The sequence below is a fragment of the Pantoea sp. QMID4 genome (assembly GCF_030270445.1).
GTDB lineage: Bacteria > Pseudomonadota > Gammaproteobacteria > Enterobacterales > Enterobacteriaceae > Pantoea > Pantoea vagans.
Map to the genome: position 1 here is coordinate 387384 of NZ_BSXL01000005.1, position 16270 is coordinate 403653.

19 protein-coding genes and 1 riboswitch are annotated in these 16270 nt (G+C 54.9%); of the genes, 7 read left to right on the forward strand and 12 right to left on the reverse strand.

From position 1 onward, the window contains the following. The first annotated feature begins 8 nt into the window (after positions 1–8). Genes QSK07_RS13840 through crtB form a run of 4 tightly spaced genes read left to right on the forward strand, consistent with a single transcriptional unit; the run spans position 9 to position 4852 of the window. A complete protein-coding gene (locus tag QSK07_RS13840; RefSeq protein ID WP_285721504.1) occupies positions 9–1304 on the forward strand; it encodes a glycosyltransferase in 1296 nt (431 codons plus the stop codon). Next, positions 1291–2451 carry a lycopene beta-cyclase CrtY gene (gene crtY, locus QSK07_RS13845; protein WP_275221710.1) on the forward strand — a complete coding sequence of 387 codons (1161 nt, stop codon included), beginning with the start codon at positions 1291–1293 and terminating at the stop codon, positions 2449–2451. The genes QSK07_RS13840 and crtY overlap by 14 nt, the downstream gene beginning before the upstream one ends. After that, positions 2448–3926 (forward strand): phytoene desaturase, encoded by a 1479-nt coding sequence (locus tag QSK07_RS13850; protein ID WP_275221709.1) that lies wholly within the window; start codon positions 2448–2450, stop codon positions 3924–3926. Before crtY ends, QSK07_RS13850 begins: the two co-directional genes overlap by 4 nt. Continuing rightward, a complete protein-coding gene (crtB, locus tag QSK07_RS13855) occupies positions 3923–4852 on the forward strand; it encodes a 15-cis-phytoene synthase CrtB (protein ID WP_285721503.1) in 930 nt (309 codons plus the stop codon). The genes QSK07_RS13850 and crtB overlap by 4 nt, the downstream gene beginning before the upstream one ends. Here crtB and QSK07_RS13860 read toward each other — a convergent pair. Together QSK07_RS13860 and QSK07_RS13865 are read right to left on the reverse strand one after the other, a co-directional pair. Beyond that, a complete protein-coding gene (locus tag QSK07_RS13860; RefSeq protein ID WP_013196143.1) occupies positions 4791–5318 on the reverse strand; it encodes a sterol desaturase family protein in 528 nt (175 codons plus the stop codon). The two genes, crtB and QSK07_RS13860, sit on opposite strands and share 62 nt — an antisense overlap. A 139-nt stretch (positions 5319–5457) precedes the next feature. After that, positions 5458–5727 (reverse strand): hypothetical protein, encoded by a 270-nt coding sequence (locus QSK07_RS13865; protein ID WP_098050199.1) that lies wholly within the window; start codon positions 5725–5727, stop codon positions 5458–5460. 317 nt (positions 5728–6044) lie between these two features. Between QSK07_RS13865 and QSK07_RS13870 the strand changes: the two genes are divergently transcribed. Both QSK07_RS13870 and QSK07_RS13875 read left to right on the forward strand, forming a co-directional pair. Then, on the forward strand, positions 6045–6587 hold the full coding sequence (locus QSK07_RS13870) for a DsbA family protein (protein WP_285721502.1): 543 nt from the start codon (positions 6045–6047) through the stop codon (positions 6585–6587). Positions 6588–6810: 223 nt separating this feature from the next. Next, positions 6811–7224, forward strand: a complete 414-nt coding sequence (locus QSK07_RS13875; protein WP_098050201.1) for an ASCH domain-containing protein — start codon at positions 6811–6813, stop codon at positions 7222–7224. A 9-nt stretch (positions 7225–7233) separates the two neighbouring features. On the opposite strand, the gene QSK07_RS13880 is transcribed toward QSK07_RS13875, so the two are convergent. The 7 genes from QSK07_RS13880 to QSK07_RS13910 form a co-directional block, all read right to left on the reverse strand. Next, positions 7234–8202 carry a HesA/MoeB/ThiF family protein gene (locus QSK07_RS13880; protein WP_285721501.1) on the reverse strand — a complete coding sequence of 323 codons (969 nt, stop codon included), beginning with the start codon at positions 8200–8202 and terminating at the stop codon, positions 7234–7236. Between the two features lie 9 nt (positions 8203–8211). After that, positions 8212–8967: a thiazole synthase gene (locus QSK07_RS13885; protein ID WP_275221705.1), complete on the reverse strand. Its 756-nt coding sequence runs from the start codon at positions 8965–8967 to the stop codon at positions 8212–8214. Between the two features lie 2 nt (positions 8968–8969). Then, positions 8970–9167 carry a sulfur carrier protein ThiS gene (gene thiS, locus QSK07_RS13890; protein ID WP_033784985.1) on the reverse strand — a complete coding sequence of 66 codons (198 nt, stop codon included), beginning with the start codon at positions 9165–9167 and terminating at the stop codon, positions 8970–8972. Further along, positions 9151–10095, reverse strand: coding sequence for an FAD-dependent oxidoreductase (locus QSK07_RS13895; RefSeq protein ID WP_285721500.1), 945 nt, complete (start codon positions 10093–10095; stop codon positions 9151–9153). Before QSK07_RS13895 ends, thiS begins: the two co-directional genes overlap by 17 nt. 131 nt (positions 10096–10226) lie before the next feature. After that, a riboswitch (TPP riboswitch) is annotated at positions 10227–10346 on the reverse strand. A gap of 146 nt (positions 10347–10492) precedes the next feature. Next, the gene (locus tag QSK07_RS13900; RefSeq protein ID WP_013196130.1) at positions 10493–10807 is read right to left on the reverse strand and encodes an ArsR/SmtB family transcription factor; all 315 of its coding nucleotides are present in this window, start codon (positions 10805–10807) and stop codon (positions 10493–10495) included. A gap of 16 nt (positions 10808–10823) precedes the next feature. Beyond that, positions 10824–11942 carry an alkene reductase gene (locus QSK07_RS13905; protein ID WP_285721499.1) on the reverse strand — a complete coding sequence of 373 codons (1119 nt, stop codon included), beginning with the start codon at positions 11940–11942 and terminating at the stop codon, positions 10824–10826. Between the two features lie 207 nt (positions 11943–12149). Further along, on the reverse strand, positions 12150–12878 hold the full coding sequence (locus QSK07_RS13910; protein ID WP_285721498.1) for a hypothetical protein: 729 nt from the start codon (positions 12876–12878) through the stop codon (positions 12150–12152). A gap of 436 nt (positions 12879–13314) precedes the next feature. Between QSK07_RS13910 and QSK07_RS13915 the strand changes: the two genes are divergently transcribed. Next, a complete protein-coding gene (locus QSK07_RS13915; protein WP_275221693.1) occupies positions 13315–13860 on the forward strand; it encodes a P-loop NTPase family protein in 546 nt (181 codons plus the stop codon). A 19-nt stretch (positions 13861–13879) separates the two neighbouring features. Here QSK07_RS13915 and QSK07_RS13920 read toward each other — a convergent pair whose 3' ends face one another. The 3 genes from QSK07_RS13920 to QSK07_RS13930 form a co-directional block, all read right to left on the reverse strand. Beyond that, positions 13880–14308 carry a GFA family protein gene (locus QSK07_RS13920; RefSeq protein WP_285721497.1) on the reverse strand — a complete coding sequence of 143 codons (429 nt, stop codon included), beginning with the start codon at positions 14306–14308 and terminating at the stop codon, positions 13880–13882. 137 nt (positions 14309–14445) lie between these two features. Continuing rightward, on the reverse strand, positions 14446–15075 hold the full coding sequence (locus tag QSK07_RS13925; RefSeq protein WP_285721753.1) for a LysE family translocator: 630 nt from the start codon (positions 15073–15075) through the stop codon (positions 14446–14448). Between the two features lie 562 nt (positions 15076–15637). Further along, positions 15638–16093, reverse strand: coding sequence for a GNAT family N-acetyltransferase (locus tag QSK07_RS13930; protein ID WP_285721496.1), 456 nt, complete (start codon positions 16091–16093; stop codon positions 15638–15640). Between the last annotated feature and the right edge of the window lie 177 nt (positions 16094–16270).

Sequence of the window (16270 nt, forward strand, 5' to 3'; positions counted from 1 at the left end):
GATGCTGCATGAGCCACTTTGCGGTCATTGCACCGCCCTTTTATAGCCATGTCCAGGCGCTTGCGCATCTGAGCCAGGCCTTAATCGCACGCGGACATCAGATTACCTTTCTCCAGCAGACGGATGTCAGCGCACTACTTACTGACAGCCGGATCGGTTTTTTCCCGCTGGGTCTCGCCTCGCATCCGGCAGGCAGTCTTGCGCACACCCTGCAGCTGGCAGCGCATCCTCTTGGTCCGTCGATGCTTAAATTAATCAATGAGATGGCCCGCAGCACAGAGATGCTCTGCCGTGAACTACCGGTGGTGTTGAAGACGCTGGCGATTGATGGCGTGATCGTCGATCAGATGGAGCCAGCCGGTGCATTGGCAGCTGAGTCTCTGAACCTGCCCTACGTCTCTGTGGCCTGTGCGCTGCCACTGAATCGTGAACCCGATTTTCCGCTGGCCGTGATGCCGTTTGACTATGCAAATACCGATCAGACACGCGAACGTTATCGCGCCAGTGAAAAGATTTATGACTGGCTGATGCGCCGTCACGATCGCGTTATCGCCCGCAGCGCCCATGCGATGGGATTAACACCACGGGAAAAGCTGCATCACTGCTTTTCACCCCTGGCGCAGATCAGCCAGCTGATGCCGGAACTCGATTTCCCCCGACAGTCTTTGCCCGACTACTTTCATTCGGTGGGTCCGCTGCGTGCAGCGGTAACAGCGTCTGCCGCGTCGCAGCCACGCTACTTCCCGCACGGCGATAAACCGCGCATTTTTGCGTCACTCGGTACGCTGCAGGGACATCGCTACGGCCTGTTTAAAACCATCGTTCGCGCCTGTCATGAGATCGACGCGCAGTTGCTGCTGGCGCACTGCGGTCGCCTGTCATCGTTTCAGGCGGAAAAACTGGCGCTGTCAAGCCATGTTCAGGTGGTCGATTTTGCCGATCAGGCTGCCGCACTGGCGCAGGCCGATCTGGCGATTACCCACGGCGGCATGAATACCGTGCTGGATGCCGTTAACCATTTGACGCCACTGCTGGCGATTCCGCTGGCCTTTGATCAGCCAGGCGTCGCGGCCAGAGTGGTCTGGCACGGTATCGGACGTCGCGCTTCACGCTTCACGACCAGCCACGCGCTGGCCCGTCAGCTTCAGACCCTGCTGGCTGATGAAAGCTACGGCCAGCAGATGAAAACGTTGCGCGATGCGCTTTGTCAGGCGGGCGGTAGCGCCCTCGCAGCGGACATCGTCGAACAGGCGATGCACACCCGCAAACCGGTCATCACCAGGAGAGATTATGCCGCGGTATGATCTGATTCTGGTGGGCGCAGGGCTGGCTAATGGCTTAATCGCCCTGCGTTTGCGCCAGCAGCGTCCTTCACTGCGTATGCTGCTTATTGATGCAGAAAGTGAGCCTGGCGCGCATCATACCTGGTCGTTTCATGCGGAAGACCTCACTGTCACACAGCATCACTGGATTGCCCCGCTGGTGGTTCATCACTGGCCCGGTTATGAGGTGCGCTTTCCGCAACGAAACCGTTCCCTTAACAGCGGCTATTTTTGTGTCACTGCAGAGCGTTTCGCGCAGGTCATCCGCGACCGGTTTGCGCCTGACCTGCTACTGAATACGTGCGTGGCGAGCATTGCTTCACGCTCGGTCACGCTGGAGGATGGCCGGGTACTGGAAACTGACGCGGTGATCGATGGTCGTGGCTACCAATCCGATGCGGCGTTGCGCATGGGCTTCCAGGCGTTTGTGGGTCAGGAGTGGCAGCTCAGTGCGCCCCACGGCCTGACCGCGCCAGTCATCATGGACGCGACCGTGGACCAGCAGTCAGGCTATCGCTTTGTCTACAGCCTGCCCTTTTCGGCGGATACGCTGCTGATTGAAGATACCCACTATATTGATAACGCCACGCTGGAAGGCGATCGTGCCCGTCAGAATATCCGTGACTATGCCGCTCAGCAGGGCTGGCAGTTAAAACAGCTATTGCGTGAAGAACAGGGTGCGTTACCGATTACGCTGACCGGCGACGTGGACGCATTCTGGCGGACGCGCGATCTGCCCTGCAGCGGTCTGCGTGCCGGGTTATTCCATCCTACCACCGGCTACTCGCTGCCACTGGCGGTCGCACTGGCTGACCGGCTGGCGCAGATGCAGTCGTTCACCTCAGAGACCCTGTACGCCACCATTGAGCAGTTTGCCGGTCACACCTGGCAGCAGCAGCGCTTCTTCCGCATGCTGAACCGGATGCTGTTTCTGGCGGGTCCGGCAGACCAGCGCTGGCAGGTTATGCAACGTTTTTACGGCCTTCCCGAAGGTCTGATTGCCCGTTTTTATGCGGGAAAACTCACTGTGTCTGATCGGCTGCGCATCTTAAGCGGCAAGCCGCCGGTTCCCGTACTGGCTGCGCTACAGGCTATTATGACTCCTCACCGTCAACAGGCGATGCAATGAACAGAACGACAGTAATTGGTGCAGGCTTTGGGGGTCTGGCGCTGGCCATTCGCCTTCAGGCGTCAGGGATCCCTACGCGACTGCTGGAGCAGCGTGACAAGCCTGGCGGCCGCGCTTATGTCTACGAGGATCAGGGCTTTACCTTCGATGCCGGCCCGACGGTGATTACCGATCCCAGTGCTATTGAGGAGCTGTTCACCCTGGCAGGCAAAAAGCTCTCGGACTATGTCGAACTGCTGCCGGTGAAACCGTTTTATCGCCTCTGCTGGGAGTCCGGCAAGGTATTCAGTTATGACAACGATCAGCCCGCGCTGGAAGCGCAGATCAGCGCATTTAATCCGCGTGACGTTGAAGGCTATCGTCGCTTTCTGGCCTATTCCCGTGCGGTGTTTGCGGAAGGTTATCTGAAACTTGGGACCGTGCCGTTTCTGTCGTTCCGCGACATGCTGCGTGCCGCGCCTCAGCTGGCAAAACTGCAGGCGTGGCGCAGCGTCTACAGCAAAGTGGCGAGCTATATTGAAGATGAGCATCTGCGTCAGGCGTTTTCTTTCCACTCGCTGCTGGTAGGCGGAAATCCATTTGCCACCTCGTCAATCTATACCCTGATTCATGCGCTGGAACGTGAATGGGGCGTCTGGTTCCCGCGTGGCGGCACGGGCGCACTGGTACAGGGCATGGTGAAACTGTTTGAAGATCTGGGCGGCGAAATGGAGCTGAATGCCAGCGTAGCCCGACTTGAGACGCAGAAAAATAAAATTACCGCTGTGCACCTGAAAGATGGTCGGGTATTCCCGACCCGCGCGGTTGCCTCTAATGCGGATGTGGTTCACACCTACCGCGAACTGCTGAGTCAGCATCCGGCCGCTGTGGCAAAGGGAAAATCTCTGCAGAACAAGCGCATGAGCAACTCGCTGTTTGTACTCTATTTTGGACTGAGTCATCATCACGATCAGCTCGCGCATCACACGGTCTGCTTTGGCCCGCGCTACCGTGAATTGATTGATGAGATCTTTAACAAAGATGCTCTGTCAGAGGACTTTTCGCTTTACCTTCACGCGCCATGCGTGACCGATACGTCACTGGCACCCGCTGGCTGCGGCAGTTATTACGTGCTGGCACCGGTGCCGCACCTCGGCACCGCCGATATCGACTGGGCGGTTGAAGGACCACGTCTGCGCGATCGCATCTTCGACTATCTGGAACAGCACTACATGCCGGGCCTGCGCAGCCAGCTGGTGACGCACCGCATGTTCACGCCGTTTGATTTCCGCGATGAACTGAATGCGTATCAGGGCTCGGCATTCTCGGTCGAGCCGATTCTGACGCAAAGCGCCTGGTTCCGGCCCCACAATCGCGATAAGAACATCAATAATCTTTATCTGGTCGGCGCGGGCACCCATCCCGGCGCGGGCATTCCAGGGGTGATTGGTTCGGCCAGGGCCACCGCAGGATTAATGCTGGAGGATCTGGCTTGAATAGTCCGTCACTACTTGATCATGCCGTAGAAACCATGGAAGTGGGCTCGAAAAGCTTTGCCACGGCATCGAAACTGTTTGATGCCAAAACCCGACGCAGTGTGCTGATGCTCTACTCGTGGTGTCGTCACTGTGATGATGTCATTGACGATCAGGTGCTGGGATTCAGCAACGATACGCCGTCACCGCAATCCGCCGAACAGCGCCTGGCGCAGCTGGAGATGAAAACCCGTCAGGCCTATGCCGGATCGCAGATGCATGAGCCCGCCTTTGCCGCCTTTCAGGAGGTCGCGATGGCGCACGATATTCTGCCTGCTTACGCTTTTGATCACCTGGCAGGCTTTGCGATGGATGTCCATGAGACCCGCTATCAGACGCTGGATGATACGCTGCGCTACTGCTATCACGTGGCGGGTGTGGTCGGCCTGATGATGGCGCAGATTATGGGCGTGCGCGACAACGCGACGCTGGATCGCGCCTGCGATCTCGGTCTGGCGTTTCAGCTGACCAATATTGCCCGCGATATTGTTGAAGATGCTGAAACGGGACGCTGTTATCTGCCCGCAGAGTGGCTGGCTGAAGAGGGGCTGACGCGGGAGACGCTGGCCGATCCGCGCAATCGTCAGGCACTCAGCCGCGTTGCCCGCCGGCTGGTGGAGACGGCAGAGCCCTATTATCGATCGGCATCGGCTGGGTTGCCCGGTTTACCGCTGCGTTCAGCGTGGGCGATTGCGACAGCAAAACAGGTTTATCGTAAGATTGGTATGAAAGTGGTTGAGGCGGGTGCAGAGGCGTGGCAACAACGTCAGTCCACCAGCACGCCAGAGAAACTGGCCATGCTGGTGGCGGCATCCGGTCAGGCGGTTACTTCCCGGATGGCGCGTCCTGCTCTGCGCCCGGCTTATCTCTGGCAGCGCCCCGTTTAACGCCGTGACGTTCCCTGAGCGTCGCCTGCAGTTTTGACAGCGGCGGCGCGTAGAGAAAACCAAACGAAACACAATCTTCTTTGCCGCGTACGGCATGATGCAGGCGATGCGCCATATAAAGCCGGCGCAGATAACCCCGGCGTGGCACATAGCGGAAAGGCCAGCGCTGATGAACCAGACCGTCATGGACGATAAAATAGAGCAGGCCATAGAGCGTCATCCCTGCGCCAATCCACTGCAACGGCCAGATGCCCGTGCTGCCCAGATAAATAAGTAAAATCGACAGGCCCGCGAACACCACCGCATAGAGATCGTTAACCTCGAACCAGCCCTTATGCGGCTCATGATGTGACAGATGCCAGCCCCAACCCCAGCCATGCATAATATATTTGTGCGCCAGCGCAGCCGTTATCTCCATGCCGATAACGGTGACCAGAACAATCAGGGCATTCCAAATCCACAACATAGCTTCTCCCGAACATGCATCCTGCAAAGTTGCGCAGAGGGATAATTTTAACAGAGATTAGGGAAAACCGCGTTCAGGAGAAGAATAAGGTGAAAAGCTGCCAGAAGCTAAGTCAGATTCATTGCAGGGTAGGCACCTTTCAGATCGGATCATGATCCATCGGTGTGCGAAAAGCGTGACGTGCAGCAACCATCAACTGACTGGCTGTTACGGTGGTGGGGAGTCGAAGCAGAATTTTACTCGCCTGCCAGTAACAGAGCACCATGACCTCATCCTCTTCTTTTTCAGCCAGCTCATGCAGCCGCGCGCGTAGTGATAACACGTCAATACTCTGCTGCTCATCCAGCATGTCAGAGATCGTCTTGTTAATGACGCGATGGAGAATTTTCCAGGTAAGATCGGTATACAAAATCAACCTCTTCTGACGCTTATCGGCCCCAGGCAGACGATCAGCAGGCAAAAAGCAGAAATGGCTTTACCCTTCGGGTGAGCAAACTCTGCAGATAACTATAGCTTCTCGCAAGTGACGAAGCAGGGCCAGCTGTTGAGAATGCCAAAGTCGATAATTCTAACGATTAATGGCCCTGGCTGTCGCCTGTTACGCGCGGGTCAGCCGCTGATTGCTGTTTTTTGTAACAATTCCAGCTGATTCTTAACTGGCTGATGTGATTAGGATTTGCCAGGGTAAGGACAATTCCCGTTTTGTTTATCTTTAAGGAGTTTTCGATGAGTCAGCATGCGGATGTCCTGAGCTGGGGCCACGGTCCCGCAATTTTTGAAGTCTTTCTGGAACCCACCTGCCCTTTTTCGGTACGCGCGTTCAATAAACTCGACGCGTTACTGGCGCACGTGGGTGAAGAGAAGATGACCCTGAAGATTCGCCTGCAATCACAGCCGTGGCACCTCTACTCCGGCGTAATTGTGCGTTATATCCTTGCCGCCGCCAGCGGCAGTAAAGAGGCGGCGAAGAAGGTGATGAAGGCCGTCGCCGATCATCGCGAAGAGTTTGAGTTTACCGATCACTGCACCGGCCCGAACCGGGATGCGACGCCGAACCAGATTCTGGCCCGACTGAAAGAGTACAGCGGCGTGGATGCCAGCGCCGCATTTGATCAGCCCGATCTGCAGAATGCGATTAAATGGCACTGCAAATATAGCCGCCAGAATGGTATTCACGTTTCACCAACCTTCATGGTGAACGGTCTGGTGCAACCCGATATCAGTAGCGGTGACGACATTGAACACTGGGCGAGCTTTCTGATTTGTTAATTTTTATGCGCGGCTGTAGCTGGCCGCGCCAGACTGTATCTCTTCTCTGCCATACCGCACGCACGCAAACCCAATCTCCTGAAAATTAAGCCTGTTTTCCCATGAGCAGGCCGGGTAAGCTGTAGCGCTATCAACAGCATTTATACCGCTGCTACATCATTTTAACGGCATCGCTGGCCACTATTCACGCCGGTCAGGCGCTTATTTCATTAAGGATTTTCGTATGTCGATGACGCTGGAACAACTGCAGGACAAATATCCTGGTGCCTTCGCAGATGCATTTGGTGATTCCCCGGAATTAGCCAGCGAGCTGGCAACGCTGATTATTGCCGGAAAGAAGGTCGCCACCTGTGGTTCGTTACGCAGCTGGCAGGATCAGGAAGCACTGCCGCAGCCAGGCGGCCACAGCATTGTTCTGAATGGCGATCAGCAGCCCGCCTGCGTGATCCGCACCACCGGACTGTTCCTGACGCGTTTTGACCGCGTCACGCCAGAAATGGCGATGCTGGAGGGTGAAGGCGATCTCAGCCTCGACCACTGGCGGCAGGAGCATCAGCGCTACTTTGAACGTGAAGGCTATTTCCATAAGGAAATGGAGCTGATTTTCGAGACGTTCCAGCTGGTCGAGGTTGTTTAGAACGGCAGGCTACAGCGTGTTTGCCGCCATCAGCGCCAGCCGCGTGATCCCCCGTTCGGCAAGGTTCTCTGCCGCCTGAGCAGCACGCATGCCACTGGTACACACCAGCACCACGCGCCGATCGGACGGCGGCTGCCAGGCCGCTATCTGCTGCGGCAGAATGCGTAACACCCGTTCGGCCACACTGACCGGCGCTTCTTCGGGACTGCGCAGTTCCACAATGCAATCGTCCTCACTGAGCATCGGCTTATCGATAAATGGGATGCCCGGCGCATCGGGTTCGGGTGCATCGTCAAAGCGGAATTGCCTGATGTGCCAGGCCACAAAGTCGCAGTGGATCATGCAGCCGAGCGGCGACGGCGTCAGTTTCAGTAACACGCTCAGCGCCATCTGCGCCTGCATTGCGCCCAGCGTCGCTACCGCAGGCCCCATTACGCCAGCCGTGTTGCAGTTACCCGAAGCCATCGGCAACTGAGGAAACAGCGCACGATAACCGGGCGCACCGCCGCAGAATCCACCGACATAGCCTTTGCGACCCAGCACCGAGGCGCAGATCAGCGGCAGACCACGCGGAGAGCAGGCGTCGGAGAGTTGATAGGTGATGGCGAAGTTATCCGCCGCATCCACCACCAGATCGATTCCCTCCAGCGCCTGTGGCAGCTGACTGGCGCTCAACATCTGGGGATGCGCCTCAACGTGGCAGTCAGGATTTCGCTGCGCCAGCGCGCGCTGCGCACAGATTGCTTTGGGCTGACCCACATCCCCGACGCCAAACAGCGTCTGCCGGTGGAGGTTGTGCAGCTCAACCCGATCGCCATCGTAAAGCCGAATAAACCCCATGCCCGCGCCGGCCAGTAACGGCAACAGTGTCGCGCTAAGTCCGCCCGCGCCTACCACCAGCACCCTTGCTCTCCTCAGGCGCTGTTGCCCCGCTTCACCAATCTCCGGCAACATGGTCTGACGCTGATAACGATCCATTGCTGCTCCTCAGAACTGTGCCAGACCAAAAATTGGTGTGGAAGCTGACGCCATGTCGCGCTGCTCCATCAATCCCGCCTCAAACGCCTCATGCCCGCCGTGGATCGCGGCAGCAAAGGCACCCGCCATCCGCACCGGATCGCGCGCTTTTGCCACCGCCGTGTTAAGCAGCACACCGTCAAAGCCCATCTCCATCGCCTGCGCCGCCTGACCTGGCGCACCGATGCCCGCATCAATTATCAGCGGCACATCTTTAAACCACGCCCGCATAGAACGCAGCCCTTCGATATTGCGCAGCCCCTGGCCGGAACCGATCGGCGCACCCCAGGGCATCAGCACTTCACAACCCGCTTCCAGCAGTTTCTCACCGACAATCAGATCTTCGGTGGTGTAGGGAAAGACCTGGAAGCCGTCAGCGCAGAGGATCCGCGCGGCTTCAACCAGCGCAAAGGGATCGGGCTGAAGCGTGTCGGCATGACCAATCACCTCCAGCTTGATCCACGGCGTGTCGAACAGTTCACGCGCCATCTGTGCCGTCGTCACCGCCTCTTTCACCGTATGGCAGCCCGCGGTATTCGGCAGAATCCGTTTGTTGAGCTGCTGCAACAGCGTGCGAAAGGCACCGCCCTGGCTGCCTTCACGACGCAGGCTGACGGTAATAATCTCCGCACCTGATGCGTCGATCGCCTGATGCAGAATGTCCGGTGACGGATAACCGGCAGTTCCAAGCAGAAAACGGGATTGTGGAATGAATTGATAGAACATGTTTAACCTCCCTGCATCGGTGACAGGATTTCCAGCTGGCTACCCGCTTCAAGCTGCTGACTGACATAACGGCTGCGCGGCACAAACTCACCGTTCAACGCGGTGGCGACGGTACGCGGGTCGATCTGCTGCTCCGCCATAAGTTCCGCCAGCGTTATGGCGCTGGTTTCAATCGTGCGTCCATTAAGTTGAACTCGCATGAGTCATCTCCTGGGTGAGTTGCAGCATGAGTTTTTCAGCCATAATCGGGGCCAGTAAAAAGCCGTGGCGGTACAGCCCGTTTAACGAGAAACGGCCATTTTCATAGCGGACTTCTGGCAGGTTCTGGCGGTAGGCGGGACGCAGGCCGGTGCCGCTCTTTACGATCCGTGCTTCAGCCAGCGCCGGATGCAGACTGTAAGCCGCGCTCAGCAGCTCCATCATCGCCCTGACGCTGATCGGGCTGCTGTCGTGACTTTCGACCATGGTGGCTCCGAGCATGAAGTGGCCTCCGGCACGCGGCACCAGATAGCAGGGAAAGCGCGGATGCAGCAGACGGACCGGACGGGAGAGCTGAACGTCATGCGTATGCAGGATCAGCATTTCGCCCCGCACGGCGCGCAGAGCGGGCTGCTGATTAAGAGCATGGATGCCGCGGCAGTCGATGATTTTGCCGCCGGGTTTACCACTGTGAAAAGGTATGCCAGCTTCCTGCAGTTTGACGTGCAGTTGCTGCAGTGCGCGACGCGGATCAAGATGCGCCTCTGCGGCAAAGAACAGGCCTCGGGTAAAGCGATTTTCCAGCGCTGGTTCGATGTCACCGGGCGCGACCCACTGATGCTGCTGCGTCATGCTGGCGAAGCGCGTCAGTTCACGATTGTCACGCGGTGGCGCAACCACCAGCGTGCCCTGCTGCTCCACGCCGTCGACGCGTTTCGTCCACCATCCGGCAGCATGCTGGCCCCATTCGATGACCTGTGGCGGCGCGCTTTCTGCTTCGCACCAGGGCGCAAGCATGCCACCCGCCCAGTGCGAGGCGGCACGACAGTCAGGTTGCGTAATGACTTCAACGGCTTCTCCCCGTTCCAGCAGTAACGTGGCGACACACAGCCCGGCAACGCCGCTGCCCAGCACAGACCAGCGGCTCATTGTGCCCACCGGATAGGAAGAGAGTGATTAAGAATGAGATGTTTCACTATGGCCTCGTTATCGGTTAACGACGACCCGTGATACAGAGGGAATAGGCAAAGGCGTCGCGAACGCGCGCCTGCGGCAAGTATCGGATGCGATACCCGTCTTCCTACGCCAGTATCAACTGGGTCAGGTTCTAAGGGTCGCTAAGCCGCGCGCTGCGCTATTAGCCTCTCAGTCTCTCTGGCGAGACTCCCCTGACGGCTTTAGTTTTAAGTTAAGCGGGCAGCTTCGTCAAGCCGCGTGGGTGAAGACGAGTCAGAAATTCGGGGGATATGTGCAGGCGTTTACTATAAGTGTGAAGGCTCTGCATTCGCAGACGAGAAAACAGAGAAGTGCTGAAACGGCAGGCGCCTTAAAGCGCCTGTAGCGATTGTGTCACCACGTCGGTTATTTCACGAATACGCGGTTCAGCACGGCGATAATAGGTCCACTTTCCTACTTTGCTGGCTTCGACCAGTCCCGCATTGTGCAGGGCTTTCAGACATAACGAAGTAGCGGGCTGTGATAAGCCCGCCTTGTCCTGGATGAGGGTGGCACAGACGCCATACTGAGCGAAGGGATAGAGCTGCGAATAGCCGGCAAACGCTTCGTCAGGATTTTTAAGCCACTTCAGCACTGCCACCCGGGTCGGATTGGATAGTAACTTCAGGGCATTTTCGGGGGACATGCCGCCTCACATAAGATCAGGATTGAAAAACAGGATAGTCAGTATAGCCTTTCTCAGTGCCGCCATACAGGGAGGCGTGATCAACAGGATTCAGCGGAAAACCTGCTTTAATGCGTGCCGGCAAATCGGGATTCGCAATAAACGAGCGGCCAAAACCCGCCAGGTCACCCCAGCCTTTATCCAGCATACGCTGTGCTTTTTCCGCCGTGTAGCGACCAGAATAGATGATCGGAGAGCGGAATGTTTCCCGAAGCGCAATCCGGAAACTTTCTGGCGTATCCGGACTATTATCCCAGTCTGCTTCGGCAATAGAAAGATAGCCAACTTCCAGTTCATTCAGCAGCTGCGCGGCGCGGATGTAGGTCGCCTGGGGATCGCTTTCAACCAGGCCAAGATAGACGCGTTCTTCGTCGGTACTCGAAAACAGCGGCGCAAACCGCACGCCAACGCGATGGCTGCCAAATACCGCGCTGACCGCCCCAACAACTTCACGCAGGAAGCGCAGACGATTCTCTGCTGAGCCGCCATATTCATCCGTGCGGAAGTTGGTGTGCTCCGAAATAAACTGGTTAATCAGATAACCGTTGGCAGAATGCAGTTCCACACCGTCAAAACCGGCCTCTTTTGCATTTTCTGCCGCACGTCGATAAAGCGCCACGATCTCTTTTACTTCCGCGTTGGTCAGTGTCCGTGGTTCGCTGGGTGCAGTTAATATCCCCTTACCGGGTCCGGTTTCGATAAACACCCGCACGTTATCGGCGGCAATGGCCGAAGGGGCGACCGGTGCCTGATTACCCGGCTGAAGTTCATTGTGAGAGACGCGACCAACGTGCCAGAGCTGACAGAAAATCGTGGCGCCTTCCTGATGTACCGCCTCTGTAACCTTTTTCCAGCCCGCGATCTGGGCGTCGCTGTGGATCCCCGGCGTCCATGCATAACCCTGCCCGCGAGGTTCAATCTGAGTGCCTTCGGTGATCATCAGGCCCGCGCTGGCACGCTGACGGTAATACTCCACCATCATATCGCCGGGAATATTGCCCGGCTGATCACTGCGGCAACGCGTCAGTGGCGGCAATACGATGCGGTTACGAAGTGTGAGATCGCCCAGGTTCAGGGGGGTAAACAGTGACGGCATGACAAAAATTCCTCTGATAAGTAAGAGGTGCCATTATATTTACACATTTAAATTTGTAAATGTGTAATGAGTGCTTTTTGTTTCTAGCCGGGTTTATCAGAGTGTCTCATCTGACTAAACAGCCCCATCGTAGTTATCTTGCAGACGCGGCTCTCAGGCTGGCCTTTATTGCCACGAGAGAGCCGCCAGCCGCAGGATCGTCACTGTTTAAGCTATGTATTTATCAGCGAACGTCTGCCACTGCTGGCGATAAACCTCCAGCTGTTTAAGGGCGTCATTGATTGAGGGTTGTGCTTTGTTGCCCGGATTCGGGGTAGAACGAATCGCATCGGCAAACACGCTGAAGATGGCGTTCATGTCACTGCCCAATTTTGTCGCTTCGAACATTCTGGCCAGCTCATTCTGTGGCCGCGCGGTGCCGCTCTTTAGCTGGTTAAGATAATCACGTGCATCCGCCACGATTTCACGGGTGCCATATTGGTGCGCGATATCCAGCATCTGCTGTGCCCCAGCCGCGTACGCTCTTCTCGGAAATGCCACTTTACCGTCAATCATCTCATCAACAATGCCTGTCGCCTGCTCCCGCTTGTCATCCGGAACATATTTCTCAATAAGTTTGTGCAGCTTTACCTGCGTCAACGTTATTGCCATCGCTTCAGAGGTATCACTGTTATCGTACTGATTTTGCCCCACCTGACCTTCAGCGAGCACCTGATGAAGTGCGCCCGCAAATTCATCCATACTGGCCTGGGAGTTATCTGTTGTCATATCCAGTAGCGGATGGAATGTCCTTGCATCACAGTTTGTATAGAGATTGTTGAAAAGCGCAAAACCGAGATTAAACGTGGGTACCTGATTAGCTGATCGGCTTGCCAGCAGATCGTTAAGGGTTTTATCCTGCTGTTCAGCGGAGACAGGTTCAGCAACAACCTGCATCAGGCGGTCTCTTGCCTCCTGAGAGATGATAACTACAGCATCGGGAAGCGTTTTTCCGGTAATAGACTCGGTGTTGACACCTGAAGATGGTTTAATTGCGTCGGAAGCGACATAGCTATTTGCCACTCCGTCTGTAAATCCATTGATTAGTACCATAATTCCCTCTACGGTTTAATTGATTAAGTAACTAATCGTCAGGATGTAACAAAAATTTACCGTAAAAATTCATTTTGTGAGGCGGGTGGGTTAATTGAAAATCAGATCATCAGGTACGCTTTGACATGACTTTGATTCATTATGCCCTCAGAAGCCCTTATTTGCGCCTCCCTCAGGTCAACACATTCCAGTTGAGATTAAAACCTTGCGAGTTGCATAGAAATCAACATGTAAGCAGGCCGTTATTCATTTAAGGCAGGGCAAATTCAAAGGAAATATTGTGAATAGTGCACTTACTTTAGAGGCGCTGGGTCCACGCATTTGTATCATCGGTCCTTCAAATAGCGGTAAATCCACCTTAGCAGAGGCTATTTACCGCAAAACGAATTTACCTGTTGTTCATCTTGATCAACTTCATCATCTTCCGAATAGTCAATGGATTCCCAGAGCAGCGGAGGCATTTCGCCGTTTGCATGCAGATGCAGTGAGTCAGGAAAAATGGGTGATGGAGGGGAATTATACAAAATGCATTGAGGAACGATTTGCCCATGCAACGGGATTGATTCTTCTGGATGTAAAAGTGACCGTGGCACTGCTGCGTTATATTCGCAGGTGTTATTCATCGATACCGCGAATAGGGGGGCTTGGGATGAGCAGAGAGTCCGTAACCCTGGAGATGCTGAAATATATTGTCCATACTGCCCCGCAGAATCGTAAGTATCATCAGACGCTTTACGACCAGGTCAGATTGCCAAAAGTTCTGCTTGATTCTCCGCACAAGATTGAAGCCTGTTCAGAATACTGGGGCTTACAGTTAAAAAAATAAGTAACCCACACCGCTGCGATTAATCAACAATCTTTAAGCTCGTCAGTAGCGTATACAGAGACGCTACTGGCCCAGCATGATTAGTCTCTGAACGGGTATGGTCCCACGGCATGGCGTCATCGGTACAATAATCCCCTATGCATTGCATTGCGACAGGGGCATTCAGTAAGCCGATCGGAAGCCAGATGTAAGGCCGGTCGCGCAACCTGTTTGGAACAGCAGAACCACAGCTGACGCAAAAGTCAGTGCGATAACCTGTTGGTTTACGCCACGACGCGATCTGGCTCTCGCCTGCTACCCAGGCAAAGTCACGCTCTTTTATCAGCGTTGCCAGGTTATAACCGGTTCCGGTCTGCTTTCTGCACAGAGAGCAGTGACAACGGTAATAGAGCGTGGGGGTAACCGAAATCTCAAAAACAACGGTTTCACACAGACATGAGCCTTTCATTTTTCGCCTTTAAGATTAGGATTCTGGGTTGTGCGCGGGCTATCGCATTGCATCGCTCACTGCCGCTTCGGCTCATCACTTCATCGTTCCAGGTGATGAGTCAGAAACGGATGACGCTCCGTCATCGTTAGCCGTAATTAGTTGCGGCTGAAGACCAGTTTCAATCCTGCCAGCGCAAAGCAACAGGCTAACAGTGCATCCAGCCCGCGGCTAATACGGCGGTAAAAAGCGCTCATTACAGCCGTCGAGAACAGCAAAGCATAGCCACCGAACACAATCATGCAGATCGCCGCACAGCCGCCAATGATCATCGGTAACGTAGAGGCGATCGCATCCGGTTTAAGGGCAAATGACATAATCGCCACCCAGGTCAGAATCGCTTTGGGGTTGCCGATATGCATCAGAATACCCTGACGGAACAGGCTGCCATAAGCGACCCGGGTATCGCTGGTTTTAAATTCACCGGCTTCTGTGCGGCGTAACGCAGATTTACCGACTTTAAACGCCAGCCAGAGCAGATATAATCCGCCGCCAATTTTTAACACAATCAGCAGTTGAGCAAAGGTTGTCAGCACGGTCAGCACACCGCAGGCTGCCAGCAGCGCCCAGACCATCGAACCACTCACGACACCCGCAGCCAGCGCCAGCGCGGCACCTCTGCCCTTTTTCATCGCTGTCCCCATTATCGCCATATTGCTCGGTCCGGGGCTGGCCGTAGCAACAAAATAGGTCGTGAAGATTAGGATTAACTCGTGTGAAAGTGCCATCATTTACTCTGGATGAGGGGTTATTCATCATTTATAAAGGCTGACGCAGAAATTTACAATTTATTCACACCCTGTTAGTCATCTTCGTGAAATTGACATAACAGGCTGCGATTCAAAACAGCCTTTATCCATGTTTTGTGTTGTTCGCGCCGTCGTGCTTTTCTGCACAGCACTCACTTTTGATCAGGAATGTTTGCGATTACCCAGTCGAAGCGGCATAAATGTCAGTTCCATTCAGCACGCGGACTGAGTACTCACTTCTTTCATCATGTCTGCTTCGGTTAAGCCCGGTTTTTATGCAGCGTAATTGAGTCGGTATTGTCTGATTCAATGCCCGCCACCATTTTGCGCTTTTTGTTCTCACAGACAAGCTGGCTCAACGTCCGCATCGGGGCAGCACTATTCCTTTTCCATGTGACTTTTTATTAACGTAAATAGAGTACTCAACGAACTGACGGTGTCCATCCCAGGGCCGCCAGTCCCTATCTGACGTATATCCCAGCACGCGCGGTCTCTGAACGGATATCGCCAAAGCACTGCGCGCTCAGCTAACCCAGGATAGTTAACGAGTATGTCGGGCATAAATATCAGGCCGGGTAATCGTCCAGATGAAGTTTTCCCGGTTTAACGGTTCATAACCGAACTTTTCATAGAGCCAGGGAGCCGTAGTAGTACACAGCAGGATTCTGCGCAGTTTTCTGAAAACCGGATGGTCATGAATAGACGTCATCAGCCATCTACTCAGTCCCTTGCCCTGATATTCTTCCAGAAGATAGACATCACATAAGTAAGCGAAGGTTGCATAATCGGTGATGAGCCGGGCAAACCCTATTTGTAACTCATCGTGGTAGACGCCAAAAGTCAGGCTGTTATCTATCGACACAGCGACAGTATTCATGTCGATGCCTGCCGCCCAGGTTGAGCGCGTCAGATACTGATGGATAGCCTCATGGTCTAATTTTTTCTTGTCGGTGCTGATCAAATATGAGCTATTGCGCCATTCAAATACTGTGTTCATCTTTAATTCCTCTCCCTGATTTCTGATATTGTGAACTATCAGGTCAGTCTGATCATGCTGTGACATCCCTGAACTCATATCAGATATAACATGGCTCCGCTGGCAAAAGGTCCAGGTGAAAGATATTTTTTGAAAGGAGGGGGCGGGAAAATAGAGAGTGCAGAGGGTGAGAAGTGA

What these genes read in the sequence shown, in the direction of transcription:
- QSK07_RS13840 (WP_285721504.1), top strand. Translation starts at nt 9, where the DNA reads ATGAGCCACTTTGCGGTCATTGCACCGCCCTTTTATAGCCATGTCCAG.
- crtY (WP_275221710.1), top strand. Translation starts at nt 1,291, where the DNA reads ATGCCGCGGTATGATCTGATTCTGGTGGGCGCAGGGCTGGCTAATGGC.
- QSK07_RS13850 (WP_275221709.1), top strand. Translation starts at nt 2,448, where the DNA reads ATGAACAGAACGACAGTAATTGGTGCAGGCTTTGGGGGTCTGGCGCTG.
- QSK07_RS13860 (WP_013196143.1), bottom strand. Translation starts at nt 5,318, where the DNA reads ATGTTGTGGATTTGGAATGCCCTGATTGTTCTGGTCACCGTTATCGGC.
- QSK07_RS13870 (WP_285721502.1), top strand. Translation starts at nt 6,045, where the DNA reads ATGAGTCAGCATGCGGATGTCCTGAGCTGGGGCCACGGTCCCGCAATT.
- QSK07_RS13875 (WP_098050201.1), top strand. Translation starts at nt 6,811, where the DNA reads ATGTCGATGACGCTGGAACAACTGCAGGACAAATATCCTGGTGCCTTC.
- QSK07_RS13880 (WP_285721501.1), bottom strand. Translation starts at nt 8,202, where the DNA reads ATGGATCGTTATCAGCGTCAGACCATGTTGCCGGAGATTGGTGAAGCG.
- QSK07_RS13885 (WP_275221705.1), bottom strand. Translation starts at nt 8,967, where the DNA reads ATGTTCTATCAATTCATTCCACAATCCCGTTTTCTGCTTGGAACTGCC.
- thiS (WP_033784985.1), bottom strand. Translation starts at nt 9,167, where the DNA reads ATGCGAGTTCAACTTAATGGACGCACGATTGAAACCAGCGCCATAACG.
- QSK07_RS13895 (WP_285721500.1), bottom strand. Translation starts at nt 10,095, where the DNA reads ATGAGCCGCTGGTCTGTGCTGGGCAGCGGCGTTGCCGGGCTGTGTGTC.
- QSK07_RS13900 (WP_013196130.1), bottom strand. Translation starts at nt 10,807, where the DNA reads ATGTCCCCCGAAAATGCCCTGAAGTTACTATCCAATCCGACCCGGGTG.
- QSK07_RS13905 (WP_285721499.1), bottom strand. Translation starts at nt 11,942, where the DNA reads ATGCCGTCACTGTTTACCCCCCTGAACCTGGGCGATCTCACACTTCGT.
- QSK07_RS13910 (WP_285721498.1), bottom strand. Translation starts at nt 12,878, where the DNA reads ATGCAGGTTGTTGCTGAACCTGTCTCCGCTGAACAGCAGGATAAAACC.
- QSK07_RS13920 (WP_285721497.1), bottom strand. Translation starts at nt 14,308, where the DNA reads ATGAAAGGCTCATGTCTGTGTGAAACCGTTGTTTTTGAGATTTCGGTT.
- QSK07_RS13925 (WP_285721753.1), bottom strand. Translation starts at nt 15,075, where the DNA reads ATGGCACTTTCACACGAGTTAATCCTAATCTTCACGACCTATTTTGTT.
- QSK07_RS13930 (WP_285721496.1), bottom strand. Translation starts at nt 16,093, where the DNA reads ATGAACACAGTATTTGAATGGCGCAATAGCTCATATTTGATCAGCACC.